Annotated in this window: 15 protein-coding genes; 13 read left to right on the top strand and 2 right to left on the bottom strand. The window is 66.9% G+C overall.

The annotated features are described in order from the left end of the window. Positions 1-11 precede the first annotated feature (11 nt). From ASD65_RS08665 to ASD65_RS08650, 4 genes are all read left to right on the top strand, one after another. On the top strand, positions 12-335 hold the full coding sequence (locus ASD65_RS08665; RefSeq protein ID WP_056221239.1) for a DUF6385 domain-containing protein: 324 nt from the start codon (positions 12-14) through the stop codon (positions 333-335). Between the two features lie 7 nt (positions 336-342). Continuing rightward, positions 343-1,809, top strand: a complete 1,467-nt coding sequence (locus ASD65_RS08660) for a mannitol dehydrogenase family protein (protein ID WP_056221234.1) — start codon at positions 343-345, stop codon at positions 1,807-1,809. 7 nt (positions 1,810-1,816) lie between these two features. Continuing rightward, positions 1,817-2,812, top strand: a complete 996-nt coding sequence (locus tag ASD65_RS08655) for a carbohydrate kinase family protein (RefSeq protein WP_082561634.1) — start codon at positions 1,817-1,819, stop codon at positions 2,810-2,812. Between the two features lie 88 nt (positions 2,813-2,900). Continuing rightward, positions 2,901-3,962, top strand: coding sequence for a LacI family DNA-binding transcriptional regulator (locus tag ASD65_RS08650; protein WP_235566637.1), 1,062 nt, complete (start codon positions 2,901-2,903; stop codon positions 3,960-3,962). A gap of 114 nt (positions 3,963-4,076) precedes the next feature. On the opposite strand, the gene ASD65_RS08645 is transcribed toward ASD65_RS08650, so the two are convergent. Both ASD65_RS08645 and ASD65_RS08640 read right to left on the bottom strand, forming a co-directional pair. Beyond that, positions 4,077-6,320: an FAD-dependent oxidoreductase gene (locus ASD65_RS08645; protein WP_056221222.1), complete on the bottom strand. Its 2,244-nt coding sequence runs from the start codon at positions 6,318-6,320 to the stop codon at positions 4,077-4,079. 102 nt (positions 6,321-6,422) lie between these two features. Next, positions 6,423-7,361: a zinc-dependent alcohol dehydrogenase gene (locus ASD65_RS08640; protein ID WP_235566635.1), complete on the bottom strand. Its 939-nt coding sequence runs from the start codon at positions 7,359-7,361 to the stop codon at positions 6,423-6,425. On the opposite strand from ASD65_RS08640, the gene ASD65_RS18990 reads away from it, so the two are divergent. The 9 genes from ASD65_RS18990 (at position 7,311) to ASD65_RS08595 (ending at position 19,245) form a co-directional block, all read left to right on the top strand. Further along, positions 7,311-8,564: a helix-turn-helix domain-containing protein gene (locus tag ASD65_RS18990; RefSeq protein ID WP_235566634.1), complete on the top strand. Its 1,254-nt coding sequence runs from the start codon at positions 7,311-7,313 to the stop codon at positions 8,562-8,564. The two genes, ASD65_RS08640 and ASD65_RS18990, sit on opposite strands and share 51 nt — an antisense overlap. A gap of 696 nt (positions 8,565-9,260) precedes the next feature. Further along, positions 9,261-10,463 carry an ROK family transcriptional regulator gene (locus ASD65_RS08630; RefSeq protein WP_056221217.1) on the top strand — a complete coding sequence of 401 codons (1,203 nt, stop codon included), beginning with the start codon at positions 9,261-9,263 and terminating at the stop codon, positions 10,461-10,463. 39 nt (positions 10,464-10,502) lie between these two features. Next, positions 10,503-11,978 (top strand): M81 family metallopeptidase, encoded by a 1,476-nt coding sequence (locus tag ASD65_RS08625; RefSeq protein ID WP_156378816.1) that lies wholly within the window; start codon positions 10,503-10,505, stop codon positions 11,976-11,978. 164 nt (positions 11,979-12,142) lie between these two features. Next, entirely contained in the window at positions 12,143-13,954 is a 1,812-nt protein-coding gene (locus ASD65_RS08620) for a peptide ABC transporter substrate-binding protein (protein ID WP_235566633.1), read from the top strand. Positions 13,955-13,999: 45 nt separating this feature from the next. Further along, complete coding sequence (locus tag ASD65_RS08615; protein ID WP_056221208.1) at positions 14,000-15,001, top strand: ABC transporter permease; 1,002 nt, start codon at positions 14,000-14,002, stop codon at positions 14,999-15,001. Then, complete coding sequence (locus ASD65_RS08610; RefSeq protein ID WP_056221204.1) at positions 14,998-15,885, top strand: ABC transporter permease; 888 nt, start codon at positions 14,998-15,000, stop codon at positions 15,883-15,885. The genes ASD65_RS08615 and ASD65_RS08610 overlap by 4 nt, the downstream gene beginning before the upstream one ends. Continuing rightward, positions 15,882-17,561: an ABC transporter ATP-binding protein gene (locus tag ASD65_RS08605; protein ID WP_056221201.1), complete on the top strand. Its 1,680-nt coding sequence runs from the start codon at positions 15,882-15,884 to the stop codon at positions 17,559-17,561. Before ASD65_RS08610 ends, ASD65_RS08605 begins: the two co-directional genes overlap by 4 nt. Before the next feature lie 2 nt (positions 17,562-17,563). Continuing rightward, complete coding sequence (locus ASD65_RS08600; RefSeq protein ID WP_082561633.1) at positions 17,564-18,325, top strand: copper homeostasis protein CutC; 762 nt, start codon at positions 17,564-17,566, stop codon at positions 18,323-18,325. Continuing rightward, positions 18,322-19,245 carry an ROK family protein gene (locus ASD65_RS08595; protein WP_162248473.1) on the top strand — a complete coding sequence of 308 codons (924 nt, stop codon included), beginning with the start codon at positions 18,322-18,324 and terminating at the stop codon, positions 19,243-19,245. Before ASD65_RS08600 ends, ASD65_RS08595 begins: the two co-directional genes overlap by 4 nt. Positions 19,246-19,443 lie beyond the last annotated feature (198 nt).

Genomic DNA, 19,443 nt, shown 5'->3' with positions numbered 1-19,443 from the left:
ACACGAAAAACATGCAAACGACCAACACTTCCGTCCTCACCCGTCGGGTGCGGATCTCCGACGAGTACGCCACCCTCCCTTACGAAGCGGGATGGGCGATCGAGGGCGTCTTCTTCATCCAGGCCGAGGGCGAGCACCCCGACTTGACCATCACCGCCGAGGTCTCGCCTGACGGCATCAACTGGCGGATGCGTGCCCAGGCGACGCTCGCTGCAGCGGAGTCCCTCGTCGATCTGCCCATTGATCGCTTCGGCAATTGGCTGCGGTTGCGCGTCACCGGCGCCACTCCCGAAGCAACGGCGCGTGTGCTTGTTCACCTGAATCTGAAGGGCTGATCGAGCGGTGGAACAGCTCAGCAAGAAGTCGATCGGTGCACTTCCCCACTCTGTCGGCGTAGCGCAATACCTCGGCGACAGCCTCAAGGTGGGGATCGTGCACTTCGGCGTGGGCAATTTCCACCGATCGCATCAGGCAATGTACGTCGACCGCCTCCTGAACATGGGGCTCGCTCACGAGTGGGCGATCTGCGGGGTCGGGCTGCTCGAACGGGACGCGAGGATGCGCGATGTGCTCGCCCGTCAGGACGGGCTGTACTCCCTCGCGCTCCGGCAGCCGGATGGATCGAGCGACTTCGCGGTCATCGGTTCTATCCGGGAATACATCTACGCACCTGAGGACCCCGCAGGTCTGCTCGCCCGACTCGTCTCACCGGAGACGCGGATCGTTTCGCTCACCGTGACCGAGGGTGGGTACGTCTCCGACTCGACGACGGGGCGGGTGCCGGAGGCGGACCCCCTCGTCGTCGAGGAGGTCGCGAACGGCCTGACCTCCCCGCGCACAGCGTTCGGGTGGGTCGTCGCCGCGCTCCGTGAGCGAAGGGCTCGAGGTATCGAGCCCTTCACGGTGCTCTCGTGCGACAACATCCAGGGAAACGGGCGCGTGGCCCGGGAGAGCGTGGCGGGTGTCGCGCGGTTGGTCGACCCAGACCTCGCTGACTGGATCGTGTCCTCGGTCGCGTTTCCCTCGACGATGGTCGACCGGATCACACCCGCAACCACTCAAGCGGACATCGACCGCGTCGCGACCGAACTCGGAGTGCAAGACGACTGGCCCGTCGCGAGCGAGCCGTTCGTCCAATGGGTGATCGAGGACAACTTTCCGGGCGGTCGTCCGCCGCTCGAGAAGGCCGGCGTGCTGCTGGTCTCCGACATCGATGCGTACGAGGCCATCAAGCTCCGACTGCTCAATGCATCGCATCAGGCGGTGGCCTACATCGGCCAGCTGATGGGGTACGAGTACGTGCACGAGGCGGTGGGCGACCCGCTGATCGCCGCTTACTTGCGCGCGTACATGGAACAAGAGGCCGTTCCGACCCTTCAGGTGCCGACGGGGTTCGATATCGCTGCCTACATCGACGACTTGTTCGTTCGTTTCGGCAACCCTCACGTGCGCGATCTCCTCGCGCGTTTGTCCGTCGACGCATCGAACCGCATCCCCAAGTTCTTCCTTCCCGTGCTGATCGACCGCGTCGAATCGGGTGAACCGTGCCTCGTCGGGGTGTCGATCCTCGCCACCTGGCGGGCGTGGTGTCGAGCAGCCGGTGCCGGGCGATTCACCATGGACGACGTCGCCGCCGATCAGCTCATCGCCGCGGCCGTCCGGTCCCCGAAGGAGTTCCTCACGCGCATCCCCACGCTGCGCCGATTCTTGGACTCGCAGGATTTCGTCGACGCGTTCGCGCACGCCGCCGAGGTCCTCGAGCAGGAGGGCCCGGCCGGGCTTCTTCCCGCTGACGCCGTGCGGGAGTAGCCCGGCGATGCGCATTTCGGAAGCACCTGGGCGCGACAGCGTGCCGGGATCCGTCGTCGTCGTCGGTGAGTCTCTCGTCGACGTCGTCGTCGACGTCGACCGCACGGAACGCCGCATGCCCGGCGGCAGTCCGATGAACGTCGCCGTCGGCTTGGCGCGGTTGGGCATGCCCACGACGTTGCTCACCACGTTCGGGGACGACGACGACGGTCGGTTCATCGCCGGGCACCTCTCCTCCGCGGGCGTATCCGTCGCGGGGGGTTCCATGACTCCCGGAACGCGAACGTCGACCGCGAGAGCGCGGCTGGCGCGCGATGGCTCTGCATCGTACGAATTCGACCTGCGCTGGGACATTCCTCCCGGTCGCGGCCTCCCCGCGGAAGCCGTCGCGTTGCACACGGGGTCACTCGCCACGGTGATCGCCCCGGGCGCGGGGCGCGTGCTCGAACTGTTCGAACAGGCAGGCTCCGGCGTGCTCCGTTCTTTCGATCCGAACGCCAGGCCCGCGATCACGCCCGATCGTGCGACGGCGCTGGAGAGTGTGGAACGATTCGGTCGCCATGCGGACATCCTCAAACTGTCCGACGAGGACGCCGCGTGGCTGCTTCCCGGCGCGGATCATCGGGATGTCGCCGACTGGGCGCTCGGTCTCGGAGTGGGACTGTTCGCCATGACTCGAGGCGCCGATGGGTGCGTGCTCACCACTGCGCGCCACCGGGTGGAACAACCAGGAATCCGCACTCGAGTGGTCGACACCATCGGCGCCGGCGACGCGTTCACCTCAGCTCTCATCGCGGGGGCGACGCGCTGGGGGTTGGCGCAGTCCCTCGCCGCCGGGGCACTAGAGGCAGACGAAGCCGAAGCCCTCGCCACCCTTGCCCAGCGCGCTGCTTCGGCGACTGTCGCCCGAGCGGGAGCTCAGCCACCGACCTGGGCCGAGGTCGTAGATCAGGGATCAGGTTCTGATGCTGATGTCGGTCATCGGGCAAGCTCAATGTCGTAGCGCTCATGGCTACGATGAGAAGCTGAGATCCCCGAAGAGTAACTCCGTCGTCAGTCATTCAGGAACGAGTTGAGCATCGATGTTAGACGTGCCCCAGGCACCGCATCACGCGACGATGCGAGACGTCGCGGCGCTGGCCGGCGTCGGTGTGAAGACGGTCTCCAGAGTCCTCAACGGTGAACCAAATGTCTCGGTCGAGACGGGTGAGCGCGTCAGGCGCGCCGCGGCCAACCTCAACTATGAGCTGAACGTCTACGCCGGCGGCCTTCGGCGGATGGGGGCCCGTACCAACGCGATCGGGCTGATGCTCGAGAGCGTCGACAATCCCTTCTCCGCGGCGATCCATCGCGGCGTCGAGTCCGTCATGCGGAAGCACTCGATCATCGTTCTGGCTCAAAGTTTCGAGGAGGACCCTGACCGTGAGCGAACCGTGGTCAAGGAGTTTCTGCGCCGCCGCGTCGACGGGGTCATCCTGACCACCGTCTCGCGCGATCAGGCGTACCTCTCCGCCGAAGCAGCGAGGGGGACGGCGATCGTCTTCGTCGACCGACCGGCTGTGTCAGTCGCATTCGACTCGGTGGTCTCTCGAAACTACGACGGCGCCGTCGCGGCGACGCGCCATCTGCTCGAGCACGGTCACCGCAGACTCGCCTACGTCGGCAGCGATCAGCGGATCTGGACCCTCCGTGAGAGGCGACGCGGTTTTTTCGCCGAGCTGGATGCGTGGGGCGTCTCGCGATCCGAGGCGCGCGACATCACCGGGGTGCGCGGAGAGGAGGGTGCGAGAAAGGTGGTGCACCGCATGCTCGATGATGCCGAGCCACCCACCGCGATCTTCGCGGCGCACAACCGCATGGTCGTCGGCACGCTCCGCGCTCTCCACGAACGCAATGCCCAGCACGAGATCGCGATGGTCGGGTTCGATGACGTCGCACTGCTCGACCTGCTCGAGCCCGGTGTGACGGTCGTCGCGCAAGACCCGCACCGGATGGGCGAGCTGGCCGCCGAGCGCCTCCTCGCACGGATGGCGCAGACCCCGCTCGAGTTGGCGACACTCACTGTGCCGACGAAGCTCATCCAACGCGGTTCCGGGGAGATCCCCGGGCCGTACATCGGCGAAGCGGCAACGCCGCCGCCGCGCCGGTCGTAGCTCGCGCCGGAATCGTCGCGGCCAGGGCGTGGATGCGCAGCGCGCAACCACTCCTGCGGCGAACGGATGCCGCGACCGATCCGGCCGCGACATCCGTCACGCCATCACTTCACGTCAAACGGCTTCGAAGACGCGAAGGGATGACACGAGGGCGGTATCGGACCCGTTCGTGCGAACGATGACCAACCGCAGAGCGTCGCCCCGGAGCGGCTCGGTCAGCGCGTGCACGCGGTGGCGATGGCGATTGTCCTCGACGTCGACGATCGCCTGCCAGACGTCGTCCACCCGAACCTCGATCCGGTAGTCGCGGACGAGCTCCGGGAAGACATCGAACGGCTTGGGGTCGCGGTGGAGATTGTTCAGGTGCTCGTCGACGTCGTCGTTGAAGATCGCATCGACACGCCCGATGAGGTGGGTCTCGGGCCAGTCGAGCTGCACCCACTCCTCGCGTCCGTCCGACATCGGTTCGGACGACCACATCTGCGGACCGTCGAAAGGCCTTGCGTATCCGCCGATCACCTTGCCCGCGCGGTAGGCGTCGGTGGCGTGCTCGATGCGCAGGTGCACGCCGCGGCGACGCAGCGGATCGGCATCCCAGGAATTCGCCTGCGGCAGTCCGTCGGTGCGGAGGACGCGAGGTTCGCGCTCGACGAGTCCGAGGACGCCGTACGCGCTCCGGGAACCACCCGTGAACAGGCTGAGCCCCGCCGCTTTCCGCACCACCAGTACGACGTTGCGCGGGCCCGAGGGGGTGTGCTCCAGCGGAAGCGGCACCCAGTGCCGACCGGCCTCCACCGGAACCTCCGCAGCCGCCACCGGAATGGCCGGCAGGTAGTTCTGCCCACCTGCCGTCTCCCAGAGCTCCACCGCGACGGTCGTGGCCGTCGCGGCGCCGACCAGCAGGGACAGCCCCGCGACGCGAGGTTCTGCGGGTACGACGAGCGCGACGTCGCCGACGGCGAGTGCGTGGGGCTCTGCATCGTCGCCGTCGTAGGAGAGCGTTCGGAGGGTCGTGGAGGCCGACGCCGTCGCCGTGAGGGCGAGGTCGCGCGTGTCATCCCAGATCGCGCCGAGGAGCGAGGCATCCTGTCGCAGCAGGGTGCGCCGCAGGTCCGCGAACGCGACCTCGCCCACTTCGCGCGGGGTGAGATCGCGCTCGACCGCGAGCGCGGCACCCGTGCCGGCCGCTTCGCCGACGATGGCGCAGGTCGCCATCACCCGGATCGATCCGAAGGCGACGTGCGAGGCGGAGATGTCGCGCCCGGCCATCATGAGGTTCGGGACGTTCCGCGAGTAGAGGCTGCGGTACGGGATGTCGTAGGTGCCGGAGCCGAACAGGTTCTTCGCCGGAGCGCCCGCGTGGTAAACCCCTCCTGGTGCGTGCAGGTCGATCGACCAGCCGCCGAAGGCGACCGCGTCCGCGAATTCCGTCTGACCCATGATGTCGTTCTGGTTGAGGATGTAATCGCCCACCAGACGGCGGTACTCCCGCTTGCCCGGAACCGATCCCGCCCATTCGAGGGTGTAGCTGTCGGCGTCGAACTTCCCCGAGTTCTTGATGTAGTCCCAGATCCCGTAGACGACGCCCCAGAGCTCGTCGCGAATCTTCTCGTTGTCGTGGACGACGTCCATCTGCCCGCCGTACTCGATCCACCAGTTGGTGCAGCCGTTGGCATCGAGACTGATCGGGCGATGCGTCACGATCGAGGTCTTCGTGACGTCGATCGCGATCGAGGGCGGCACGAACTTCACGGGGTGACCGACGTCCTTCGTGTAGAGCAGCATGGTGCTGCCCAGCGAATCGTCGCCGCCGGCCTCCGGTGCCCACTCCTCGTCGAACTCGTCCCGGGGTTCTTGTCCGAGGCGGTGGTCGGCGCCGGACAGGAAGCCCACGAGGGCGTCGCCGGTGGCGTCTATGAACACCGAACCGGCGAAGCGGACCCGCGTCTCGGCACCCGTCTGCCATCCGGTGACCGACACGATCCGCGGAGTCTCCTCCTCGGACATCTCCACCTCATTGACGTCGGTGTTGAGCCAGAGGGTGATGTTGGGCTCGGCGCGAACCGCGTCGAGGACCACCTGATCCCAGTAGAAGGGATTCCCGTCGGGGTTGCGGAACAGGTTCTCGAGCCACAGTTCGCCCATGATCCCGCTCTCGCGAGCGAACTTCTGACCGCCTTGGGCAGTCGCGCCGCAGACCCACACGCGGATCTCGCTGCTGGCATTGCCGCCGAGCATGGGCCGGTTGTTGATGAGGTTCACTGTTCGGCCGAGACGCGCGGCTGCGATGGCGGCGCACGTGCCCGCCATCCCGCCTCCGATCACGGTGATGTCAGCACGAGAGTTGAGCAAGCGCATGGTACCTCGGGACCTCCATGGTCAATAGGTATTTCGATTTACCGATGCCAATATCATGCCGCCTGCCAGCGGGCCGAGTCAAGTGCTCGGCCCGCTGCGACCTCACGCGCGAGGGTTGATGACAACCTTCCCGGCGGTACCGAGGGCCGCCGCGGCAAAGGCCTCGGAGGCATCCTCGAGCGCGTAGACGCCCGTGACGATCTGATCTCCCGGGAGGCCGCCTTCGGCGGCGATGGCGATCGCGGTCTCGATATCTTCCGCGGTGTAGTTCGCACAGCCTTGCACGCGCAATTCCCAGTCCTGAATCAGCGGCAGCGGTACCGAGCCATCTCGCGGCGGCACGCCGACGATGAGCAGCGTCCCGGCGCGACGGAGGACGCTCATCGCCTGGCGGATGGATGTCTCGATCCCCACGCAGTCGAACACCACGTCAGCCGTGCCGCCCAGTCCGGCGGACGTCTTCTCCGCGAAGTCGGGATCAAAGGCGTCGACGGCATGGTCGGCGCCGAACTGCAGCGCACGTTCGCGCTTGCTGGGTTCCGGATCGGAGACCACGATCACGCCGGCGCCCGCGCGTCGCGCGGCGATCACCGAGAACAGACCGATCGTGCCGGCGCCGATGACCATGACCCGCGCGCCGCCGAGATCACCCGCGATGCGGGCGGCGTGGACGGGAGTGGCAAGGCATTCGACGAGCACGCCATCCGCGTCACTCACCTGGTCCGGCAGCGGGAAGATGTTCCGCGCGGGCGCGACGACCAACGGCGCCATTCCGCCGGGCAGGGCGCCGGACGGGTCGCACCCGATCCAGGCCAGGCTCTGGCACGCGTTGGTGCGTCCTGCGAGGCAGTTGACACACGTGCCGCACTCTACGTTCGGCTTGACGACGGCGCGCGTCCCGACAAGATCCGGGTCCACACCGGGGCCGGTCTTCTCGACCACCCCGAGCAGCTCGTGGCCCGGGAGGTAGGGCGGCGGTAGCAAGGGATGATGTCCCGCGACGGCGTGAGTGTCCGAGCCGCAGATCCCCGCATAGGTCACGGCGACTCGCACCTCCCCGGGACCGGGCTCGGGAACGGCGCTATCCGTCACAGTGACTTTGTCCAACCCTGCGACCACAACCTGGCGCATCGTCGTGTTCATCTTCTCGCTCCTTCGTCGGCCCATCCGGGGCAGGGACGCTCGCCGGGGTATCGGGTCTCAGCCGATTATCGGCATTCGCCGCGGCCGGGACATCCCTGCTTCGCGCTTGAAACCGATATTCTCTTGCGAAGAGTCCGCGTTTCATGGGCGTCAGAACGCTGCGAGGGGAATCTCATCACCACTTCTCGACGACTGCAGAATTCTCCTGCGGCCGAATCGCCACGGCGGCCCGCCGTCAGGGAGGTGATCCCGGCGGACCGGGACACCTCGGTTCGGTTCTACCTGCACGACGACCCACACCCCTTTGCTCGCTGGAACTATCACCCGGAGTACGAGCTGCACCTGATTCTCGCCTCGAGCGGCAGATACGTCGTCGGGGATGTGGTCGGTTCGTACGGTCCCGGGCAATTGATGCTCGTCGGGCCGAACCTGCCGCACCGGTGGATCGCTGATCGCGAGGCGGGGCAGGTGATCCCCGACGCGCACGCCGTGCTGCACTTCAGTGAGGAGTGGGTGCGTGCCTGCCAGGCCGCGATGCCGGAGCTGCGTGGCCTGAATCCACTCCTTCGACGCTCCGCGCGCGGTCTCGAGTTCCACGGACCTTCGGCAGTGCGCGGAGCCGACGCTGTGCACCGGGTCCGCGAGGCGTCCGAAGGCATGGAACGCGTGGTGCGAGTCCTCGAACTGCTCCGCACTCTGGCGACGGCACCCGGCGAGGACACCCGGCTACTGGTACGTGACTGGGTGCCGTTCTCGGACGACGAGGATGCGTCAGCGTTGGTGTCACACGCCATCGAGTACATCCTCGAGCACCTCAGGACCGGCGTACACCTGCACGACGCGGCCCGACGCGCGGCGATGAGCGACTCCGCCTTCTCTCGCTACTTCAAGCTCGCCAGCGGCCAGACTTTCACCGATATGTCCCGCCAACTCCGGCTGACTCAGGCGTGCCGCTTACTGGAGAGCACCAAGGAGCCGATCGCCTGGATCGCCACCGAGGTCGGCTACGCCAACCTGTCGAATTTCAACAGGCAGTTCCTGCGGGCCTACGGCGTGACCCCCCGGCAGTACCGCCGCACGGCGGCGACGTCGAGTCCCTGACAGATCGAGAGCCCCGGCTGGTGATCCGGGTGCATTGCGCTCTTGCCGATCCACACCGACGGAGCTAATCTCTCCGTGATGTCACGGAGGCTCGTGCACACGTCAAGGTCTGACTTTGGGAGTGAGCATGGTGAAACCAACGAACTCGCAATTCGCACTTCAGCGATTGACCGAGACGGAGTGGATCATCCACGACCGGTCGTTCCCACCCAACGACGCGCGACGCGCGGTCGCATGCGTGAATCAGCGGGACGCCGCGAGAGCCGACGTTGTGTGGCTCCGTGAACTCGGTCTACCGAAGCGGTATGCGTCGGTTGCCGAAGTCCTCGCCGACGTGGCGCGGACGGCCTCACGCATACCCATCCCCATTCCGCAGCGACCGCCTGCTCACCCGGTGACCCGAGCCAGCTGACGGCATCCGACAAGTAGCGGGAACTATCCCGGCGAAGTCCCCTTTCTGCTGGCGGACCACGCGGTTCGGATCTGACCGCGAGGCGATCCGAACGGTCTCACCACTCTTGGATTCCGCCGGAACAGCCTGCGCGGATCAGCCACCGCGCAGGCGGCACGCCACCGGAATCGCCGCCGCCGATTGCACCTGTCTCGCAGAGCAGACGGGCGCGGCTTACGAGTGATTGGAGCGATCGACGCGATTGGCGAGCTATCTTGAACAGCATCCATTGAAAGGAGCGCACGGTGGCCATTTCGAGCACTGCGACCGCGGGCGAGCTGTTCTGCCTCGTCCAATCGGGACGAGCCGCGTCGCGGGCGGACCTTGCGCGGTTGACGGCCCTGAGCCCGTCCACCGTCGCGATGCGCGTCGATGAGCTCATCGAGCACGGCTTCCTCGAGGAATCGGGCCGTGGCGAGTCGAAGGGTGGCCGGCGGCCCCGCATGCTCGTGGTTCGGGAAGGCGGCAGCGTCGTTGCGGCAGCCGACTTGGGGGAGCGGCACGTCACGATCGTGCTGATGAACCGGCGCGGCGACATCGTCGCCGATGCGCGGCTGCCTCTTTCGCTGCTGAGCGGTCCGCAGGTCGTGATCGACACGGTGTGGGATGCGGCGCGCGAGCTGGCCGGGCGGATGGACCCCGAGCCGCGGATCGAGGGCATCGCGATGAGCCTCCCCGGCCCTGTCGACTCACGCGACGGGCGGCTCCTCGCGCCCATGCGGATGCCGGGGTGGAACGGAGTGCTCGTCGGCGACCTGCTGCGGACGGTGACAGGGCTTCCGTCGCACGTCGACAACGACGCGAATGCGATGGCGATGGGCGAGTTCGTCGAGCGCGGGCAGTCGGTGAACGAATTGGTCTTCGTGAAGGCGGGCAGCGGCATCGGGTGCGGAATCATCGCGGACGGCCGGCTCTATCGCGGGTTTCGCGGTGTCGCGGGTGACATCAGTCACGTCGCTCTCACAGACGCACCGCCCATCATCTGCTCCTGCGGCCGCGTGGGGTGTCTGGATGTCGTCGCCAGCGGCTCTGCGATCGTCGAGTCGCTGCGGGAGGCGGGCGTGGAGGTCTCGCACCTCGAAGACGTGCTCGCGCTGGCGAGCGATGCCCACCCGCGGGCAACGGCACTGCTGCGCGAGGCCGGTCAGCGCACCGGCGAGGTTCTGGCCACGATCATCAATTTCTTCAACCCGCAGGTTCTCGCCCTCGGAGGGCAGCTCGCGACCGCCGATGCATTCGTCGCCGGTGTCCGTCAGGCGATCTACACGCTCTGCCTGCCGATGTCGACCGATCTGCTCGAGATCAGCGTGAGCGCGGCCGGTCCCCTCGCCGGTCCCCGCGGCGTCGGGAGTGCGCTGCTCGCGCAGCTTCTCGACCCTGCACGTATCGATGAGGAGCTGGAAATGCTTTCCTCCAGTATCGAACGAAGTCCTGCGGAATTTGCGTGAAGAACTAGCACTTAGGCTGATCCTGCCTACACTGATGGGGTGACTCAGCGCCTTCCTCGCATCGCCATCGCCGGCATGGCCATCGAATCCAGCACCTTCTCGCCCCATCGCGCGGGGGCGCGGGACTTCCATCGGGTGGAGGGTGATGCTCTCGTGGACCGCTACGCGACGCTGCGTGACGGGCGGTCGGCAGGCGCGGCCGAGTGGCTTCCGGTCTACTACGCCCGCTCCATCCCCGGAGGCGCTGTTCTGCGCGATACCTACGACGAGATCACCGGGCGTATCCTCGCCGGGCTGCGTGACCTCATGGCGGAGGGCGGTCTCGACGGGCTGTTCCTCGACATCCACGGTGCGATGAGCGTCGACGGAATGGAGGATGCCGAAGGCGACCTCATCACGAGTATTCGCGAGATCATCGGCCCCGACGTCCTCGTATCCGCCTCGATGGATCTGCACGGCAATGTCTCGGACGCGCTCGTCTCGCAGATCGACATCCTCACCTGCTTCCGACTCGCGCCGCACGAGGACAACTGGGAGACGCGCGATCGCGCGATCGACAACCTCGTGGATGCCCTGCGCAGAGGCGGCAGGCCGCGACGTGCGCACGTCACCGTGCCGATCCTCCTGCCCGGCGAGAAGACGTCCACGAGAGTCGAGCCGGCGAAGAGTCTCTACGCCCGCATCGATGAGATCGAGAAGCGCCCCGGCATCATCGACGCGGCCATCTGGATCGGCTACGCCTGGGCCGATCAGCCGCGCTGTCACGGAGCGATCGTGGTGAGCGGCTACGACGACACGGCCATCGCGGCCGCCGCAGAGGAGCTCGGGCACGCGTTCTGGGATGCCCGCGACGAGTTCGAGTTCGTGGGACCTCCGGGGACACTCGCCGAGGGTGTGGACGCAGGTCTGGCCGCTGTCGAGACCCCCTACTTCATCAGTGATTCCGGCGACAATCCCGGCGCCGGTGGCACCGGGGATGTCACCTGGACTCTCGCAGCGCTGCTCGAGGATGACCGGCTCACCGCAGAGGGGGCGCCGACGGTGCTCGTGGCGTCGATCTTCGACGACCAGGCGATCGCCGGATTGCGCAATGGGGTGATCGGCGATCAAGTCACCATCACCGCCGGTGCCCGCGTGGACGACGGTCCCCACGGCCCGGTCGCCATCACGGGGGTGTTGCACTCGCTGCACGAAGGTGATCCCGACGCAGGAGGCGTCGCGGTCATCCGGATCGGCGGCATCCACGCGATCATCACGGAGTACCGCAAGGCGTTCCATGACGTCGCCGACTTCACGTCGATCGGACTCGACCCGCTCGCGGCGCAGATCGTCGTGACGAAGATCGGCTACCTGGAGCCCACTCTCTACGAGGCCCAGCGCGGGTGGACCCTCGCCCTGACCCCGGGGGGCGTCGACCAAGCGCTCGAGCGGCTGGGGCACCACCGCATCCGGCGCCCGATGTTCCCCTTCGATGCCTTCGACACGGCCCCGGACCTCACGGCCCGACTCTTCTGATCGGTGATTGCTCGTAACCATGTTTATTCGATTTCGAATAAACATGGTTACGAAACCGTGATAACTCAGACCCTTCTCTCGAACTTTGTTCGGGCATGATGTGAATGAGCCGACTGATCGTAAGAAGATGTTGCTTGTCGGCGCGGATGAAACAAGGAGGTTTGATGCGTACTACTGTCATGCGACGCATGCTCGTTCCCTTCGGGATCGTTGCCGCGGCTGCACTGGTCATGACCGGCTGTGCCGGTTCGGACGGTGCAACCGGAGACGGTTCCGAAAAGGACACCGTCAGTTACGCCCTGCCGGCCGGCACGGGCCCCAACTGGATCCTGCCGATCTCCAGCCCCGACACGATGGCCACGCACAACAGTGCGATCAAGGCGACCATGTGGCCGCGGTTGTTCGAGTACAACGGCACGAGCGGGACGATGGAATGGGATCAGAAGGCTTCGGCCGCTGAGAGCTACGAGTTCTCGGAGGACCACCGCTCGATCACGATCACGCTCGCAGACCTGGACTGGTCGGACGGCACGCCCGTCTCGTCGCGCGACGTCGAGTTCTGGTACAACCTGGTGCGCTTCAACTCGGAGAAGACCGGCGGGTACTCGGCCGGCCGCATCCCCGACAACATCACAGCCTTCGACATCGTCGACGAGAAGACCTTCACGTTGACCTTCGACGCGGTCTACAACGAGGAGTTCCTGCTGGCGAACCAGCTGAGCCTGGTCTACCCGATGCCGCAGCACGCGTGGGACAAGACCAGCGCCGACGGTGAGATCGGTGACTTCGACAGCGAAGAGGCCACGGCGGTCCAGGTCTTCGACTACCTCTTCACCGAAGCGAAGGACATGAAGACCTACGCGACGAACGAGCTGTGGAAGACGGTTTCGGGCCCGTACACGGTCAAGAGCTGGTCGGATTCCGGCCAGGTCGAGCTCACGGCGAACGAGAAGTACACCGGCGAAGACAAGCCGTCGATCAAGAACGTCACGTTCCTCCCGTTCACGTCTGCGGATGCCGAGATGAACGTCGTCCGCTCGGGCGAAGTCGACTACGGCTATGTCACCAGTGCACAGCTCACGAACGAGGCGCAGTTCACGGACCTCGGGTACCGCGTGGAGCCGTGGGCCGGATGGTCGATCACCTACATGCCGTACAACTTCGCGAACCCGGAGATGGGGCCGGTGTTCGACCAGCTCTACATCCGGCAGGCGCTGCAGCACGCTGTCGACCAGGAGACGATCTCCGAGGTCGTCTGGCACAAGGCCGCCACTCCCGACTACGGCCCCGTTCCGCAGACGCAGGACAGCGCCTACCTGTCGCCGGAGCAGAAGGACAACCCGTACCCGTTCGACCTCGACGCCGCAGCCGGCCTGCTCGCCGACCATGGGTGGACAGCCGGCTCGGACGGCAACCTGACGTGCACGAACCCGGGCACGGGCGCCGACCAGTGCGGTGAAGGCATCGCTCAGGGCAAAGCTCTCGAGATCGTCGTGACGACGCAGAACGGCTCGCAGGAGACCGACAACATGATGAGCGAGATCCAGTCCTCGCTGTCGAAGATCGGCGTGAAGATGACGGTCGACGCGAAGCCGCTGGACTCCGTCCTCACCGAAGCGCAATCCTGCAAGACCGAGGGGTCGACGACCTGCACGTGGGAGCTCGTCTTCTTCGGCACCGCGGGCTCGTGGTACTTCCCGGCCTACCCGACCGGTGAGCGCGTGTTCGCGAAGGATACGAAGTGGAACGCGGGGCAGTACGACAACCCGGAGGCCGAGAGCCTCATCAACCAGATGACGACCTCGACCGACACGGCTATCGCGCAGGAGTACTCGGCGCTGCTCGCGAAGGATCTGCCCGTCATGTGGATGCCGAACCCGGTCTACCAGGTCTCGGTCATCAAGGACGGCCTGAACGTCGGAGCGCAGGACCCGGGTGCGTCGTTCTTCCCGCAGCGCTGGTCGTGGACCGACTGACGCGCAGTCCGAATACACGAGCAACGGCGAAGTAGGCGGCATTCGATGGTGACAGCGGCGCGAAGCGCGACGACGAGCAACAGGTTCGGGATACTGCGATTCCTCTCCCGGCGTATCGCCCAGGGCGTGGTCGTGATCCTGATCGTGACTCTGATCGTCTTCGCGCTGCTGCACCTGGCCATGCCGTACGGGCCCGCACAGGGCATCCTCGGCATGCAGGCCACGCAGCCGCAGATCGATGCGTTCAACCGAGAGCACGGCTTCGATCGCCCGCTGTGGCAGCAGTACTTCACGTTCCTCTCGCAGATCGCCGTCGGCGACCTGGGCGATTCGTTCAAGCTGAATCGCCCGGTCGCCGACGCGATCGGCCAACGGCTGCCCAAGACGTTGGTGCTCGCGCTCATCTCCATGGTGGTCGCCCTGATCATCGCCATCCCGATGGGCATCTACCAGGCGGTTCGTCGCGGCAAGACCGGCGACTACCTGTTCACGACCTTCAACTTCGTGATCTACTCGACGCCGTCCTTCTTCCTCGGCCTCGTGCTCGTGATCGTGTTCGCACAGACACTGCACTGGGTCCCTGCCCTCGCCCCGCAGGGCGACACCGTCGCGGACGTCCTGTCCAATCCGATGGGACTCGTGCTCCCGGTCGCCACGGCGGCCCTGGGCATCATCGCGACGTTGTCGCGCTACATGCGCTCTGCGACGATCGACAACCTCTCCGAGGACTACGTGCGCACCGCCCGAGCGAAGGGCACCCCCATGCCGGTCGTCGTGCGACGGCACGTCGTGCGCAACTCGCTCACCCCTGTCATCGCGATGCTCGGCTACTACCTGCCCGTGATGTTCGGCGGGATGATCGTGATCGAGTCCCTGTTCAACTACCCGGGAATGGGTCTGCTCTTCTGGACCAGTGCCCAAACCGGTGACTACCCGGTGCTACTGGGGTGCGTGCTGGTGATCGCCCTGGCCACCATCGTGGGCTCGTTGCTCGCCGACCTGGTTCAGGCGCTGCTCGACCCCCGCACCCGAGGGGATCTGTCATGACGACCACATCCGTTCCCATCACCGTCTCCGTCTCGGTATCGCCGAGGAGACGGGGCTGGCGCCGCTTCCTGCAGAACAAGCTCTCGCTGTTCGGCCTCGTGACGATCGCGTTCTTCCTGCTGTTCTGCTTCCTCGGGCCTCTTCTCTACCCGACCGACCAGGTGCACACCGATCTGACCCAGGTGATGCTGCCGCCCGGCACTCCCGGTCACCCGCTCGGCACCGACGACGTCGGCTACGACGTGCTCGGCCGGCTCATGGTCGCCGGACAGGTCTCCATCCTGATCGGGCTGGCCGCCGGTGTGCTCGCCACGGTCATCGGAACGCTGTGGGGAGCGATCGCCGGCTACGTCGGCGGCAGCGTGGATGCGGTCATGATGCGGATCGTGGATGCCGGTATCGCGATCCCCGCCACTTTCCTGCTGCTGATCCTCTCCGCGATCATGCGACCGAGCGTTCCGCTCATGATCCTGGTCATCGGTTTCGTCTCCTGGCTCGTGCCGGCTCGTCTGGTTCGCGCGGAATCCATCTCGCTGAAGTCGCGGGAGTACGTGCTGGCCATGCGGGCCATGGGCGGCACACACGGACGTGCGGTGATCAAGCACATCGTGCCCAACACGGTCGGGACGATCGTGGTGAACGCCACCTTCCAGGTCGCCGACGCGATCCTGCTGGTCGCCTACATCTCGTTCCTCGGGATGGGGTTGCAGAAGCCCGCAACGGACTGGGGCGCGATGCTGACCGGAGGCATGACCTACACCTATGCCGGCGCATGGTGGCTCATCTTCCCGGCGGGTATCTGCATCGTGCTCACCGTCTGCGCGTTCAACAGCATCGGCGACGGTCTGCGCGACTTCTTCGATGTGAAGGGACGCGACCGATGAGCGCGCTCGAGGTGTCTCCCCTCCTGCAGATCCGCGATCTCGAGGTGACCTTCCGGACCGATGAAGGCGCGATCCCCGCGGTGAAGGGCATCGACCTCGACATCCATCGCGGCGAGGTTCTCGCGCTGGTGGGCGAGTCCGGCTCGGGCAAGTCCGTCACCGCGATGGCGATCCTCTCCTTGCTGCCGGCGACGGCGACTCGCACCGGATCGATCCTCATGAACGGCGACGAACTGACCTCGCTGTCCGAGCAGGAACTGAACGGCGTACGCGGCCGAGTGGTCTCAATGGTCTTCCAGGAGCCGATGACGGCGCTGAACCCCGCGATGAGGATCGGCGACCAGATCGCCGAGGCCCTGTTGAATCACGGGATCTGCTCGAAGGACGACGCCGCCGAGCGGGCCGTCGGGCTGTTGCGACGCGTCGGCATCCCCGACCCCGAACGTCGTGCTCTCGGGTACGCGCACGAGATGTCCGGCGGTCAGCGACAGCGGGTCGTGATCGCGATCGCGCTGGCCTGCGAGCCCCAGCTGATCATCGCCGACGAACCCACGACCGCTCTGGACGTGACGGTCCAGGCCGAGATCCTGGACCTCATCCGTGTGCTCGCGCGCGAGCAAGGCACGGCGTTCCTGTTGGTGACGCACAACATGGGCGTGGTGGCGGACATCGCCGATCGCGTTGCCGTGATGTACCGCGGCGAACTCGTCGAGGACGGCACGGTGATGCAGGTACTGCGTGCTCCGAGTGCCGACTACACGAAGCGCCTGCTGAGTGCCGTGCCGCGGCTGCCCGAGCCGGGCGAGTTCGCTCCACTCGCGGGCCGACCGCCGGCATCCGAGGGAGTTCCGGTGCTGTCGCTGCGCGATGCCAGCGTGACCTACCGGAAGGCGGGCAAGACCTTCACCGCACTCGACGCCGTGACGGTCGACATCGGGGCGGGAGAGATCCTGGGACTCGTCGGCGAATCGGGCTCCGGTAAATCTACGCTGGGTCGTGTCGCGCTGGGGCTCACCCCGATGACCGGCGACGTTCACCTGTTCGGGCAGAAGATCGGGAAGGGCGGCCTGCGCGGACGGGCGGAGCGTCGTCTGCGAGGACGCGTGGGGGCGATCTTCCAGGACCCCGGCTCGAGCCTGGATCCACGCACGACCGTCGGCGATTCCATCGCCGAGCCGCTGATCGTCCAGCGCACGCTGACCCCGATGTCTGCGCGCGATCGGTCCGCCCGGGTCCGGGAGCTGCTGGAAGCCGTGGAACTGCCCGCTTCCTACCAGACCCGTTTCCCGCACGAGCTGTCCGGCGGACAGCGCCAGCGCATCGGGTTGGCGCGTGCCATCGCGTTGGAACCGGAACTGATCATCGCCGACGAGCCCACCTCGGCGCTGGACGTCTCGGTGCAGGCCGCCGTGCTGAAGGTGCTGCGCGATCTGCAGGCGCGGATGAACTTCGCCTGCCTGTTCATCAGCCACGATCTTGCGGTGGTGCATGAGTTCTCTCATCGCGTTGCCGTGATGAGCGCCGGGTCGATCGTCGAGATCGGCGACACCGACGCCGTGCTGCTGCATCCGCAGCACCCCTACTCTCGACGACTGCTCGCCTCGGTGCCGATACCGGACCCCGTATCGCAGCGCGAACGACGCATCGCACGTCTGGCATCGGAGAGTGCGGCGTGACGATGGCGATCACCATGGAGCTGCTGGCTCAGGATGCTGCGGCCGTGCGTATTGCGCGCGAGATCGGGGCCGAGCGCGTCGAGCTGTGTCAGGCGCTGGCGCTGGGCGGACTCACGCCCTCCATCGCGACGATCGAGCAGGCGGTCGCCACGGCTTCGGGCGAGGTCGAGGTGCATGTGCTGGTTCGCGCCCGTCCCGGGGGATTCCGCTACTCTTCGGGCGAGTTTGACGTCATGGTCAACGACGTGCGCGCCGCGATGGCGGCGGGTGCGGCGGGAGTCGTCGTCGGCTGTCTGGATGAGGCCGGCGGATTCGACATCGCGGGCATGCGGCGGCTGCGAGATGCCGCCGGGCACGGGAGCGTCGCCGTCCATCGGGCGATCGATGTGTGTGCCGACCCGTTCGCCGCGCTCGATGAGCTCGTCAGCCTCGGCGTGACGCGCGTCCTCACTTCGGGGGCAGCCTCGACAGCGGTCGAGGGCGCCGAGATGATCCGCGCGCTCGTCGCGCACGCCGAGGACGAGATCGCCGTCATGGCGGGCTCCGGCGTGACGGCGGACAACATCCCGCTCGTGCTCGCGACCGGGGTGCGAGACGTGCACTTCTCGGCCAAGCGCGCCGTGCCCGACACCTCCGGCGTCTCCATGGGATACGCGACGGCGGAGGGCGTCGGGCCGTACGACATCGTCGATGTCGACGTGGCCCGCGCCATCGCCGCTGCGGTGCAGCACTTCTCCGCAGCGCAGGGCGGTGCGCCCGCGTGACGAAGGACGCTGTGCTCGGTCTCGATGTCGGAGGCTCGAGCGTGAAGTACCGGCTTGCCTCGGTGACCCGCTCCGATCGGATGCCCGACGCACTCGACGAGGGGCGCGCGCCCACACCGGCCGAGGATCCTGTGGCCGGACTCGCCGAGTTGGCGCGCCGCGTGACCGCCGGAGTGCGACTGGATGCCGTCGCCGTCGCCATCCCCGGCATCGTCGATGCGGAGCGCGGCACGGTCGTGCGTTCGGCTAACCTGCCTGCCTTGAACGGGCTGGAGCTCGGGCCGCGGCTGTCCGACATGATCGGCGTGCCGGTCAGCGTGCTCAACGACGGCCGCGCCGCGGCGGTGGCGGAAGCGCGCTGGGGTGCCGGCGCCGGGATCCGCGACGTGTTCACCCTCGCTCTGGGTACCGGCATCGCCGGTGCTCACGTCGTCGACGGCGTAGTCGTGGACGGCGCCCACGGGTCGGCGGGTGAACTCGGACACGTCGTCATCGAACCGAACGGCGCATGGTGCACCTGCGGGCAGCGAGGATGTCTGGAGACCGTCATCGGGGCGCCGGCGCTGCGTCGGGCATGGTCATCGGCGGGTGGGGAGGGGGCGCCCTCTGCGATGTTCGCCGCGTACGAGGCATGCGACGCGCGTGCCGTCGAGATCGTCAACCGTGCTGCGGATGCTCTGGCCGATGCGATCCTCACCCTCCTCGCTCTGGTGGACCCCGGCGTCATCGTGATCGGCGGCGGGCTCGCGACGTCGCCGCACCGGCTGGTGACGCTCACAGCGGCATCCGTCGCCGAGCGCGCGACCTTCCACCGCGTGGTCCCGATCGTGCCGGCGCGCCTGGGGCGCTGGGCCGGGGCCGTCGGAGCGGTCGCGCAGGCGCAGACACTCGCTGCGCGGACCGAGGAGGCTGTGGCCTGATGGAAGTCATCATCACCGATCAGGCGCGGATCGGCTCGCTCGTCGCCGACGAGATCCAGCCGGAGTAGCGCGCGGCGGGAGGCGCCTGCTGCCGTTGGGGCGTTGGCTCCGGTCTGTGGCGCCCGGCCCGACGGACTGAGGCGCCAGGTCGTAGCCATCGACCTCGGTCGTGTACACGAGTTCGGGGGCGAGACGCCC

This window comes from Microbacterium sp. Root61, assembly GCF_001427525.1.
GTDB lineage: Bacteria > Actinomycetota > Actinomycetes > Actinomycetales > Microbacteriaceae > Microbacterium.
Note: the sequence above shows the minus strand (reverse complement) of the source record. Positions and strands in the feature narration are given on the sequence as shown.